General features: G+C 70.2%; 12 protein-coding genes. 10 read left to right on the top strand and 2 right to left on the bottom strand.

All coding sequences use genetic code 11. From position 1 onward, the window contains the following. Positions 1-60 precede the first annotated feature (60 nt). Positions 61-270 carry a short coiled-coil protein gene (locus ACYVAQ_RS22505; protein WP_460792832.1) on the bottom strand — a complete coding sequence of 70 codons (210 nt, stop codon included), beginning with the start codon at positions 268-270 and terminating at the stop codon, positions 61-63. An 83-nt stretch (positions 271-353) separates the two neighbouring features. Then, positions 354-788, bottom strand: a complete 435-nt coding sequence (locus ACYVAQ_RS22500) for a helix-turn-helix transcriptional regulator (RefSeq protein WP_460792831.1) — start codon at positions 786-788, stop codon at positions 354-356. 254 nt (positions 789-1,042) lie between these two features. Here ACYVAQ_RS22500 and ACYVAQ_RS22495 point away from each other — a divergent pair, with 254 nt between their 5' ends. From ACYVAQ_RS22495 to ACYVAQ_RS22450, 10 genes are all read left to right on the top strand, one after another. Then, positions 1,043-2,026 carry a hypothetical protein gene (locus ACYVAQ_RS22495; RefSeq protein ID WP_460792829.1) on the top strand — a complete coding sequence of 328 codons (984 nt, stop codon included), beginning with the start codon at positions 1,043-1,045 and terminating at the stop codon, positions 2,024-2,026. An 83-nt stretch (positions 2,027-2,109) separates the two neighbouring features. Beyond that, complete coding sequence (locus ACYVAQ_RS22490; protein ID WP_460792828.1) at positions 2,110-3,609, top strand: hypothetical protein; 1,500 nt, start codon at positions 2,110-2,112, stop codon at positions 3,607-3,609. Between the two features lie 182 nt (positions 3,610-3,791). After that, the gene (locus ACYVAQ_RS22485; RefSeq protein ID WP_460792827.1) at positions 3,792-5,420 is read left to right on the top strand and encodes an outer membrane protein assembly factor BamB family protein; all 1,629 of its coding nucleotides are present in this window, start codon (positions 3,792-3,794) and stop codon (positions 5,418-5,420) included. Then, complete coding sequence (locus ACYVAQ_RS22480) at positions 5,417-8,203, top strand: endonuclease/exonuclease/phosphatase family protein (protein ID WP_460792826.1); 2,787 nt, start codon at positions 5,417-5,419, stop codon at positions 8,201-8,203. Before ACYVAQ_RS22485 ends, ACYVAQ_RS22480 begins: the two co-directional genes overlap by 4 nt. Next, positions 8,200-8,670 carry a hypothetical protein gene (locus ACYVAQ_RS22475; protein WP_460792825.1) on the top strand — a complete coding sequence of 157 codons (471 nt, stop codon included), beginning with the start codon at positions 8,200-8,202 and terminating at the stop codon, positions 8,668-8,670. Before ACYVAQ_RS22480 ends, ACYVAQ_RS22475 begins: the two co-directional genes overlap by 4 nt. 28 nt (positions 8,671-8,698) lie before the next feature. Next, a complete protein-coding gene (locus ACYVAQ_RS22470; protein WP_460792824.1) occupies positions 8,699-9,676 on the top strand; it encodes a DUF6668 family protein in 978 nt (325 codons plus the stop codon). A 37-nt stretch (positions 9,677-9,713) separates the two neighbouring features. Then, on the top strand, positions 9,714-9,980 hold the full coding sequence (locus ACYVAQ_RS22465; RefSeq protein WP_460792823.1) for a hypothetical protein: 267 nt from the start codon (positions 9,714-9,716) through the stop codon (positions 9,978-9,980). A gap of 58 nt (positions 9,981-10,038) precedes the next feature. After that, entirely contained in the window at positions 10,039-10,812 is a 774-nt protein-coding gene (locus tag ACYVAQ_RS22460) for a hypothetical protein (RefSeq protein WP_460792821.1), read from the top strand. Between the two features lie 147 nt (positions 10,813-10,959). Beyond that, complete coding sequence (locus ACYVAQ_RS22455; protein WP_460792820.1) at positions 10,960-12,150, top strand: hypothetical protein; 1,191 nt, start codon at positions 10,960-10,962, stop codon at positions 12,148-12,150. A gap of 81 nt (positions 12,151-12,231) precedes the next feature. Continuing rightward, a complete protein-coding gene (locus ACYVAQ_RS22450; protein ID WP_460792819.1) occupies positions 12,232-12,465 on the top strand; it encodes a hypothetical protein in 234 nt (77 codons plus the stop codon). Positions 12,466-12,467: the final 2 nt, after the last annotated feature.

Genomic DNA, 12,467 nt, shown 5'->3' with positions numbered 1-12,467 from the left:
GAAGACGTCCGCTGCGAACGGGCGTCTTTCGCGTTTTTCGGGGATCTCGGCCCCGCCAGGTCATCCGGTCATTGAGAAGAGCTCTCTGTCGGGGCTGGGGCCAGGACGGAGGTCCTTGGCGTCGTGTACGCCAAGGACGATGCGGTCGAGCAGCGTCTGCATGCTGATGCCGAGTTCCTTGGCATCGCGCTCCAGGGCTGCCTTCTGCTCTGCACTGAGCCGCCAGGTGATGGCGGCATCGCGACGCGCGCTGCGATGTACCTGGGCCATAAGGAGAATCCTGCCCGGGGCGCGTGAATCCGGATGCCATTTGCGCTGTGGTGGGCGTGTCGGCTCCGGCCGCGCGCGAGCGATTAAGAGTCGAGCAGCTGCGCGCGGGTGTTCTCCCAGGCTTGGGTCACTTGCGCCTCGGTGATGCCGAGGGCTTGGGCCCACTGGGGGAGGGTCGCGGGGGCGATGGGGTCGCCGCCGCGGAGGAGTCGGCCGATGTAGGCGGCGCTGCGGCCGAGCTGCTCGGCGAGCGTGGCCACGGTGTGGCCGGCGTGCCAGCGGCGCTCGAGGAGCGTGGGGGAGGCGCTGAGGGGCGCGAGCTGGGTGGTGGGGACGTCGAGGACGTGCGCGAGGCGGACGAAGGTCTCTGGGTCGGGCACGGCGCCGTAGGTCCAGCGCTGGACGCGCGCTTCGGCCACGTCGACGCGGGCGGCAGCCTGGGCCAACGTCCAGCCTTTGTGGTCGATCGCGGCACGCAGTGCTGGGCCTGACCAGGTGGGGATCGTTGTGCGCGTCACCCGGGCATGATGCCGCGTTCTGGCTGTTGGTTGCATGTGCGCCACCCCCGAGAAAGGCAAGCTGTGTGAGTTACTACCGTCAGGGTAACTTAAACAGAGGTACTTAGAAATACCGTGTTAGAACGAGGCTCTTAGACATACCTCCATAGAAGGGGTACTATGTGAGGGTGACGTTTCCAGATACGGCCCTCGGTCGTTAGAGGGACAACGCACGGCGACTGGTAACACGCGTAACGCCTCACTCGGGAGGGTAAATGACGCACGGACCCGCGACCAGCGGACTGCAGGTTGTCGCTGTGGTGATGCGCGAGCGCTCTGCCACGGTGACGACGCTCGGTCAGACCCACGAGCTCGCGGCACCCGACGCCGGCGGCTTGGAGGACCAGGTCCTCGAGGCGCTGCTGAGCGCGGCCGAGAGCGCCGGGGGAGCGGTCCACGTCCGCATGACCGGGACCGAGGCGCGCGAGTTCGTGCTCAGCGCGGACGGCGAGGTCGCCGACGTGCCCGTAGCTGCCGCAGGCCTCGCGGCGGCGGCCGCGACGCCTGCTGAGGCGGTCACCGCCAACGGGGCACAGCCTGAGACGCCACAGATCGTGATCGCGCCGGAGCCGTCCACGGCCAGCACCTCGAAGAGCTCCAGGGGCACGAAGCGGCTCGCGCTGCTTCTGGTGTCCGTTCTGGTGCTGGCCGCGGGCGGCCTCGCGGTCCTGCTGGGCCGCCACGGCGTCGAGCCGAAGGTCACCCCGACGGCCGCCAGCTCGGAGCTGGCCTCTCCGTCCGCAACGCTGACGCCGAGCAGCTCGCCGGCACCGCCGGCCCGGACCGTGCGGGTGCGCGCGGCCGGGCGCGTGCACAGCGTCCGACTGACCGTGACGGCCACGCGACTTCCCGTCATGGCCACGGTGACGGTCGATCCCGCTGGTCCCGCTCATGCGGTGCGGACCAAGGTCGTGCTCCGGCGAGTAGGACAGGTGATCGTCGTCGACGGGCTCCGCGCCGGAAAGGCGCGGTGGCGCGTGAGCGTCGTCGATGGTCGTGTCGCGGCCTCCGGGACGGTGACGGTGTCTGCTCCGCAGCCGCCGGCATCACCGGCCGCCACGGTCGCTCCCACCGCGGCTCCCACGGCCTCGCCCACGCACACGCACACGCACACGGCGACACATCACCACCACACCTCCTCCGGCGGTCGTGGCCCTGTCGGGCCCGGCTCCGGAGGTCCGACCGGTCCGGTCCGATGACTGGTCAGCTCACAAGGGGGAGAACGTTCATGAATCTCGGTCCACGCCTCACCAGTTGGTCCCATCGGCGCCCTGCGCGCCTCGTGGCCAGCCTGGTGGCCACGATGCTGGTCCTCGGCGCGGTCGCCGCGCTCGAGGCAGGCCCGGCCTCGGCCACGGCGCTCTCGAAGCGAGCGCTGGGCTACGCGATCGCCAAGACCCAGTACGCCGACGGCGGGTTCGTGGGCCGCTACGTGACCGGCACGCGCCGTGGGTACCGGATCGAGCCCCACAAGAGCGCGGCTCAGTCGCGCTACCGGGCGCCGGTGAAGGTCGCGAACCTCGGCGGCACGAAGGCACCCACCCCGGCCGCGACGTCGCGGGCCGCGTGGATCCTCTCCGAGTACGGCAAGACCAAGGACCGCTCGACCGCGGCCGCGGTCGACGTCGCGACCTACGCACTGCTACGGGGCGGCAGGTGGAAGCTCGGCGCCAGGTACACGATCCGGCGAACCAACCACACCGGTCACGGCTCGACGGTGCGCAGCTACGCCCGCACCCTGATCCGTCAGGCTACCGGGCACGCGGGCCCCTATCGGGCCACGCTGACCGCGACCACGGTCGCTGCCGGCAACCAGACCGCGGTCCGCTACAAGATCGTCAACGCGGCTGGCCACGCTCCGACGCTGTCGAGCTGGGCCGGCCTACCGGTGCGGTTCACCTACCCGGGCCAGACCACTCAGGTCGTGGCCACCAACTCCGCGGGCGTGGCCACGGCCTACTTCACCGCGGCGGCCGGGACCACCACGATCACCGCGGCCGCCAAGACGCCCGAGTCGCACCTGCTGGTGGCCAAGCCGTACAACAAGTCGGCCTCCGCGCTGGCCCTGGTCGGGCGGACCTACGCCGCCCGCGCCTCGACGAGCGGCGTGGGCGTCACGGCCCAGACGGTCTCTGAGCACAACACCGCGGCGTCGACCTGGACCGGCCGCCCACTGGCGGGCACGTACACGGTCACGGGAGGCACCGGCACCCGCACGGTCGACTTCGCGATCTACGGCCCGTTCGACTCGACCAGCGTCAGCTGCTCGGGTCGAACGGCTGTATGGACCGGCACGTCGACGATCTCGGCCGACGGCACCTACGCGCTGCCGACGGCCTGGAGCCCGGCGAAGTCGGGCTACTACGTGTGGAGCGTGGCGGTCGAGGCCAACGTGAGCTCCACCGCGGCCTCGACGTGCGGCGCGGCTTACCCGGCCCGGCACGCCACCACCACGAAGCAGGCGCGGCACGGGACGGTCACCAGCGTGACGACCGGCGCAAGGTTCGGTCCCGACGTCACGATCAGCGGGTTCGACCGCACCGAAGCCCACAGCCTCGCCACTCGGGTCTACGGCCCGTTCACGGACAAGACCAAGGCCAAGTGCTACTCGGGGAAGCTACTCAAGACGATCAGCCGCTCGGTGAGTGGCAACGGCACGTACACCCAGCGCACGACGGTCTCCAAGACCGGCTGGTTCATCTTCGCCTCGACGCTGGGCAACGGCCCGCTCATCGGCGGGTCGACCTCGTCGTGCGGGATCCCGACGCGAGTGACGAGCTGACCGAAGCGACGCCCACGGATAGGGGCAATCGAGGAGAGGGAGGAAGGTGCAAGCGGTGGTCTCGGGAGGAACGCTGGCAGCACGCTCAGCTGCGGAAACATCGGCTTGTGTCGGCCGCCGGCTCTACCCTGCGAGGGCCTTCCCGCGTTTGATGCGCGGGATCTCGGGGGAGTTGAGTTGAAGTGTCGCGAGCAGACCTGACCGCGATCGACGGGGAGAACGGGTTCGATCCGGCGGCGGTGCCGATGTACCCGATGCTGCGCGCCGAGATCCGCGAGGACGACGACGGCGCCTACGTCGGCCTCGTCGACGACAAGGTCATCCACACCAGCGATGACATGGCGCCGGTGCGTGACGCCATCATCACCGCGGCCGCGCGGACCGCGGAGCGGCGCCTGGGTGCGATGAAAGCGATCCGCGTCACCGGTCAGGCACCCGACGGTGGCGTGTTCAAGATGGTGGTCACCAGCTCCGGCGAGGTCCACGACACCAGCGACCCGACCCCCGTCAGTGCCGCCGAGACCGCGGCCGACGCCGCACCGACGGCGGCGGGCAAGAAGGGCAAGAAGCGCACGTACCCCACACCGGACCTCGAGCAGTCCGAGAAGTTCCGGCCTCACCCGCTGCTGCTGGTGATCATCGCCTTCCCTCTGGCGCTGATCTGCCTCGCCGTCTATGCGCTGTTCTTCCGCGGCCACCCCCAGCACAGCGACCCGACCGTCCCGGGCCCGCGCCAACTCCCGGTCGTGGCGCCGGCCGGATACTCCCCGGTGGCGAGCTGGGCTGTCCAAGTCGGTACCTCGACCGGAAGCACCACCGGTGGCGTCAGCGCTGACGCGACCCGCGTCTACGCCGCCGCCGGCTCAACCGACCACATCACCGCCTACACCGCATCCACCGGCGTCCAGGAGTGGTCGACCGACCTCGGCTCCACCCTCACCAGTGGGCCCACCGTGACCACCGTCGACGGCCAGGAGGCCGTCGTGGTCGCGACCTCGGTCAACCTCGTGGCTCTCGATCCGGCCACGGGCAAGGAGACCGGCGAATGGGCCTTCGACACCTCCGTCGGGTCCCAGGTGCGCATCAGCGCGACCGGGCCGGTCGTCACCGGCCAGTCCAACATCGCCCAGATCATCGTCGGCGGCCAGCTCGTCGACCGGGTGATGCCCGCTGGCGCCGAGCCCGTGGGTCCCGGACCGAACGGCTCCCTCATCGCCGCGGCCCATGACCGGGTCTACGTCTCGACCTCCGGAGCCGTATCCGGCGCCGGTCAGCCCCTGCAGGCCGCCGGCAAGGGTGCGGTCACGGTCGCGGGCTGGACCGGGCAGCGCCTGGTGCTGGCCTACGCGAGCTCCTCGAGCACCAGCACCGGCGTGAAGCTCGCTGCCTACGCCGCCCCGACCACGCTCAACGGCCCGTGGCCCCGGACCTGGGTCACGCACCTGCTGCCGGCGACCTCGGCGACGTCGACCGGCACCAGCGGCCAGCAGCTGCCGCTGCTGAGCGGCCCCGCGGGGCGCTGGGGCATCTACGGCGACACCGTGGTGAACCTGCTCAGCGGCAAGACCACCGGCCTGGGGGAGTGGACCACGGTCACGGTCGGCGACCAGATCGCGTTCGGCACCGGTGCCAGCAACGTGCTCTCGGCCGGGCCCCGCGGCCTGGGCGGCACCTCGGACACCGCGCCGCCCTCAACTCAGGTGACCGCACCCCAGGCCGTCGTCGGATCCTCGGCGTACCTAGTCACCGCAGGCGGCGGCACCAACGCCTGGCTCTACGCGCTCACCCCCGCCCCGGGACGCCAGCGATGAAGGGCCTCGCCGCCGCAGCCATCGGCTTCCCGCTGGTCTTCATCGTGCTGCTCGTGATCCCCATCGTCGGCGGCCAGTCCGACGTCAACGCCGCGCTGGCCTGCGGGCTGCTGGGCGGCAACAACACCGCCCCCGCAGCTGCAGGACCCGGCCAGGTCGCGATCGGCACCCTCAACTGGCGCGGAGCAAGCCACTACGGCAAGAACCCGCACCCTGGGGAACGCTCCTACCAGGTACGGGTGCCGAACATGATCCAGGCGATCGACGCCGCCGGAGTTTCGATCGTCGGGTTCCAAGAGTTCGAGAAGCCCCAGTCCGACGCATTCAAAGCCCAGGCCGGCGGCACCTGGTCACTGGTGTCGAGCCGCAAGGGCCGCCACGTGGGCTTCGACGACGCGATCGCCTACCAACCGGCGGCCTGGTCGGTGGCCTCGGTGCACTACGTGAAGATCCCGTACTTCAACACCGAGACCGACTCCATCCCGTTCGTGCACTTCGTCTCGACCAGCGGGAGCGGCGACGTCTGGGTGCTCAACACCCACAACCCCGCGAACGTCGGCGGCAACCAGGCCGGCAACCGAGCGACGGCGATCCGCCACGAGGCGAGCGCTCTGGCCGCAGTGGCGCGCGCGAACCCCTCGGCCGGCATCGTGATGACCGGCGACATGAACGACCGCAGCCAGTTCAAGAACGCCATGATCCGTGCGCTCGCTGCCAACGATCAGCGGGGATGGACCTTCGCAAACCCGAACAGCAAGGGCATCGACTGGATCCTCGGCAGCCCTAGCGTCACCTTCTCCGGAACCGTCGTCGACCAGTCGACCAACGACAACGCTCACTCGTTCACCGACCACCCGTTCGTCCACACCACCGCGTCGGTCGGCAGCTCGTCGACGGCGAACGGTGTCGTCCCCGCCGCGGCGGGCGGCGGTGCCGCCAGCGGCACCGTCACGATGGTCCAGGCCAACCTGCCGAGCAAGCGCGGCTACACCAGCAAGGGGCCGGCTGGCATCCGCAAGATTGTCACCGCGCACCCGGACTTCATCACGCTCAACGAGCAGACCCACCGCACGGTGCGCAGCCTCACCACCGCGGTTACTGGCTACGACGGGTGGCGCGACCCCACCGGTGACCCCCAGGGCGACGCCGGCGGCAGCGCGATGGAAAACATCGTGATGTGGAACAGCACCACGTGGACGAACGTCGGTGCCGGCCGTGAGCGGCTGATCACCAAGCAGATGGAGAACGGCCACATCCGCTCCCGCTACGCCACCTGGGTCGTGCTCCAGTCCCGCACCGGCACCGGATCGCGGATCGTCGTCGTAGCCACACACCTGCCGGTCAACCCCCAGGGACTGGGCGGTCACGGCGCCGTCATCGGCGGCCGCGCGGCCTCGTACGGCCAAGGAATGGCCAACCTGACCGCCCTGACCAGCCGGCTCGCCGCCTACGGCCCGGTTCTCGTCGGTGGGGACTTCAACAACCACCCCTCACAGACCCAGACGTGGGCCGCGGTGCCGCAGATGACGGCCGCCGGCTACAGCTACACCGACAGCCCCACGTCCGGCATCGACTACGTCTTCTACCCGCGCCAGGCCCAAGTCGTCAGCCACCGCAACCTGGCCGCAGGTGCCACCTCCGACCACCCCTTCTACAACGTCACCACCCTGAACCTGGACGGCGCGGCCGCGGGATCGTCGTCCGGCGCCGTCGTGCCGGCAGTGGGCACCGGAGCCGGCTGCTGCGGCGGTGGCCCGGATCCGCTGGCCCAGCTGGGCATCGGGCCCGTCGCGGCCACCGTGAGCCCGCAGGGCCTGGGCCAACAGGGCGCGCCGCCCTCGGTGCCGGGCTTCGCGGCCGACCAGGTGCGCAACGCGATGGCGGTGGTGGGAGCGGGCAAGACGCTCAACATACCTCCGCGAGGCATCGCGATCGGCCTAATGACGGCCTACGGGGAATCGAAGCTGCACAACATCAACTACGGCGACCGGGACTCCATCGGGATCTTCCAGCAGCGCAACAACGGCGCGTGGGGGACCACCGCGGACCGGATGAGCCCGCAGGTCGCTGCAGCGAACTTCTTCAAGGCCCTGCTCCGCGTTCCGGGCTGGCAGGGCATGTCGCCCACGCTCGCCGCTCACGCGGTCCAGGCCAACGCCGACCCGAACTACTACCAGCCCTACTGGCAGACCGGCCTGCGGCTCTACGCGGCCCTGCAGGGCACCGCCGCCGCCCAACTGGCCAACCCGGCGTCCTTCGACTGCTCGAGCACCACCACCGGCGGCACGAGCCAGATCAGCTTCACTACCTCCGGCGTGGCCTACGTCGGCCCCTACCCGCCCGACCAGCTGATGGCCCGCGCTCAGGCGTTCGTGCAGGCCGGGACCTACGACCCGTTCTTCCACACCGTCAACGGGTCCTGGTACCGCAAGTGTCAGCACTTCGTCGCCAACCTCTCCGGCCGCGCAATGTCGGGCTACAACACCGCAGCCGACGGATGGGCCCACTACGTCTCCACCAGCGCCGCACACCCAGCCACGGCGGCCGACGGCCAGTCCCCGCCGATCGGCGCCTGGCTGTACTTCAAGAGCGCCAACGCCGGCGACACCGCCGGGCACGTCGTGGTCTACCTCGGTAACAACATGATCGCCTCCACCGACCTGCCCACCACCGGCCGCGTCGGGATCGTGCCCGCCTCGATGCCCATCACCAAGTGGCACCAGACCTACCTCGGCTGGGCCGCCCCCTGGGCCGCCCCTGGAACAGGAAGCAGCGCCGCATGACCACCCACCGCCCTCTCCTCACCGCTGCCGCCACGGCACTCCTGGCCGGGCTCCTGGGCGGCTGCGGCCACACCAGCCCAGCGACGAGCTCCCAGGGCACCTCGACCAGCTCCTCGACCAGTACGGCGAGCACGACGCCCTCCACCGACGCCGTCAGCGCAGCACGGACCGTCTTCACCACCTGGGACCAGCCCACCCTCGACTACGGCACCTGGTGGACACAGCTCCAGCCCCTGCTCTCCCCGGCAGGCCAGCAGGCCTACGCCGGGACCGACCCGGCCAACATCCCGGCCCTGAAGATCACCGGCCCGTACCGGCTGGACCCCAAGGCGCCCGACGACCCGGCCACCACCGCTCTGGTGCACGTACAGACCGACCGCGGCCCCTTCGCGCTCTTCATGGAGCACGCCGGCCCTGGCCAGCCCTGGTACCTGCTCCAGATCGAGTTCCCGCCCGGAATCCACTGACCCCCATGTCCAGAGGAGTGAACGACTGATGAGTGATCAGACCCCCACCAGCCCGACCGACGAAGCGGCCGCGCCGCCGTCCGGCGGCGCCGGACGGTGGGCAGAGCGCGCAAAGGAGGCCGCCCGCCAGCGCCAGGCCTCGCACGCGCCAGCACCGGAGCCGACCGAGGAGATCTCCACGAACCATGTCGACACGACCCATGTCGACCCAAGCCACGTCGCCGCAGAGCAGATCGCCGTAGAACCCGCCGCCGAGACGACCAAGCGGCGCCTGTTCGGCCGGGGAGGCTCGGCGGCCGCGGTGTCGCCGGCGACGGCTGCAAGCGTGAACCCGTTCCTGCCCGGGCCGGCCCTCGAGGGCGGCCCACAGGTACAGGACACGAGCAGCGAGGAGAGGGGGAGAGGGCTCGCGGCGGTCGGGTTCGGTCACACGACCGGACCGCGGAACCCGCCGGTCGCGCCCGTACCGCTCAACCCCGCACTCGCGGTGCCGTCCTCGTGGCCCAGCACTGCCGGAACGCCGAGCACCGTCGTGCAGCTCGTCGGACTCCACGGCGGCGCCGGAACCTCGACACTGGCCGCCGAGCTCGGCCCCCAGGCCGCCGACTGTGGCGTCGGCCTGGCCGGACTCCGCTCAGTGGAAATCCCCGTGCTGTTCGTGGCCCGCACCCACGCGCACGGCCTGGACCTCGCGCTGCGCACCGCTCAGCAGTACGCCGCCCGCGGCCTCGGCCCAATCACGGTCCTGGGCATCGTCGTCGTCCACGACGCACCCGGCCCGCTGTCCAAGCAGCTCGCCCGGCGACTGAAGTCGGTGGAGAAGGCATTCCCCAACTGCTGGACGGTCCCGTGGTCTGAAGACCTCCGGCACAACGTCGCACTCCCGCCGGTCGCCGAGCGCGGCGCGCGCGGCCGCGACGTACGCCGAATCCTCAAGAAGGCCACCGAGCTCACCGACCGCCACGAACCGCCCCACCGAGCAACAGCCAACAACCGCACCATCTAGCCCCGCCAAAACACACAGCACAGAAAGCCAGGAAGCCATGAACCAGATCAGCTCGACCGCCTACCTCATCCCGATGCTCCTGCCGCCCGGCATGGACAAGCTCAACGTCATCTCGGCCTGGACCACCGGCCTCGTCTCCCTCGGCCTGTTCATCGCCTTCCAGATCTCGATCGGCAAGACCGGGTTCGAGGCACTGCGCCACGGACGCTTCGAGGGCGGAACGGCCTCCGTCATCATCCTCGTCTGCGCCATCATCCTGGGCGCGGCCGCTGCGATCTTCACCACCTTCGCGGTCATCGGCTAACCCGCCCGGCGACCGCACCCGACGCCCCATCTCGGAAGCCATCAGGAGGACTGATCCGATGAGCAACAACGACGTCCAAGTCGAGACCAGCAGAGCCGCCACGTTCTTCTCCAAAAACGGCTGGTGGACCGCTGCGGCCCTGTTCATGACCCTCGTCGGCATCGCCCTGCTGGTGATCTTCCTGCTGCCCAACCACAACACCACCGGAGCCACGACCCCACCCACCCCCACCGGCAACCCCACGGCCCCCCTCTCCTCGTCGCCCACGGCGTCGACCACGACGCCCGCGCTCACAGGGTGGGCGGACCTCGGATGCAACGGAACCAAGGGCAGCCGCTCGGTCCCGAACCTGCCCCCAAGGGCGACATGGGATCCGGTCGGTTCGTTCACTGCGCCAAGCTCGCCGCAGTACGGTCCGACCAGAACGCAGCAGGGCGTGAGGGCGTGCTACCAGCACACGCCGACCGGCGCGCTGTTCGCGGCGATCAACTTTCCGTTCGAGATCGGCTCAGCGAGCCCGGCGGACTACTCGAGCGTCGTCCAGGCGCTCATGACGCCCGGGGCTCAGCGGGATCAGCTCGTGGCTGAGGGGCAGACAACGAATGGCTCGGGCGCCGCGTTCACCGTGGCGGCCTATCGCATTGATGCCTGCACGGCGGATCGATGCAACCTCCGCCTGATCATGTCGTCGGCCGGAAAGCTCCTCGAGGTTCCCAGCTCGATGGTGTGGAGCGGTGGGGACTGGAAGGCCGACGGCGCGAATATGGCCGGCACACCGGGACCGGTGGCGGCCATGCCTGCAGGATTCACCAACTTCGGCCCGGGAGCGTGATCGGCGATGGGATGCTCGGTGAATCCCCTGTCGTGGGGCGGCTGCGTGACGGACGCGATCGGTAGCGGTGCGCAGGCTGTGGCTGGCTCGGCTGCGGATGCGTTCTTCCAGATGATCGCGAATGGGGCTCGGGATCTGTTGGAGACGGTGTCGACCTTCTGGATGAAGGTGCCGGATCCACAGGTGGCGACGGGGTCGGGTCAGAGCTGGCAGGGCTCGGCCACGATCACCTCGGTGCAGTCGTGGATCAGTCCGGTCGCTCTGGTGATCTTCGTGATGACGGTGAGCATGACGCTGTTGAAGGTCAGCTACGACACCCGCCGGGCGGGGGAGGGCTTCAACGGCATCCTGCGGGCGCTGGTGACGACGTTGGCTTCGGGTCTGCCGCTGCTGGCGGTGACGATGCTGGGTCTCCAGTTCGGCGACGCCTTCGCACCCTGGATCTTGCAGCAGGCCTCGGGGCAGGACGTCTCGGGCGGCTTCGCGTCGATCTTCGAGAACGCGATGCTGGGCTCGGCCACGGGTACGCCGAACGCTTCGGGTGCCCTGCTGATCGTGTACTTGCTCGCGATCCTGGCCGGGATCGTGCAGATCCTGTTCATGATCGTTCGCGGCGCGTCGATCATCACCCTGCTGTGCTTCGCCCAGGCGACCGGTGCGGGGACCGCGAGTGACGAGGGCTGGCTGCGGTGGAAGCGCATCGCGATGCTGATCATGGGCTTCGTCCTCTACAAGCCGGTGGCGGCAGTGATCTACGCGGTCGGGATCAAGCTGATGTCCGATGGGGCGACCACGCAGGCGCAGATCTACAACGCGATCTACGGCCTGACGATCATGGTGATGGCGGCCCTGGCGCTGCCGACGTTGATCAAGTTCGTCGCGCCGGCGGCCGCGATGGGTTCTTCGTCGGCGTTCTCCGGCGGCGCGGCGGTCGGGATGCTGGCCACGGGCGCGGCGATGGTCGCGCTCGCCGGCACCGGCGGTGGATCCGCGGCGGGGGCGGCCGCGGGAGCAAGCGGCGGGGGACTGGGGGGCGGCTCCGGTGCCGGTGGCGGCGGGCAGGCGCCAGGGGCGAAGGACGCCACGCCGTCGGACGGCGACGGCCCGACCGGCGCGGACCCGAGCTCGAGGAAGGAGCCCGAGCAGGGTGCGCCGCCGGAGGCGCCGGCAGCGCAGCAGCAGGGCGCGTCCCCGATCGCAGCGGGACAGTCGGCCCAGTCCGCCCCCGAGGGCTCAGGGACGGGCGGCTCGTCGACGGCGTCGCAGATGGGTGCGGGGATGGTGCAGAACCTTGCGGGCCAGGCGGGCCAGGCCGGCGAGGACGCGTCGGGCGATTAGCTCGCGCGCATCCTTCCCGCGCTGCGCAACGTGCGCTAAACTCGCTACATCACAAAGCATAGATATATCTCGGAGGTACTCATGAGTTCTCGTCGTTCGGCCTCGCGCCGTGCGAGATCGCGGAGGGTGGCGGCGGCGACCCTCTGGGCCCTGTTCGCCGCGGTGGCGGCGCTGGCGGGCCCGGTGTCGCACTCGGACGGCTATGCCGCTGGCGCGCTGTGGGCGCTCGGCTTCGTCGTGCTGCTGTTGTGCGCGATCGGGTGGACGGTGGCCGCGCTATCGGCCCGCCGTGCGGCCCGCAGGGCGGGTGCGTAGTC

The organism is Nocardioides maradonensis (assembly GCF_054777115.1).
Note: the sequence above shows the minus strand (reverse complement) of the source record. Positions and strands in the feature narration are given on the sequence as shown.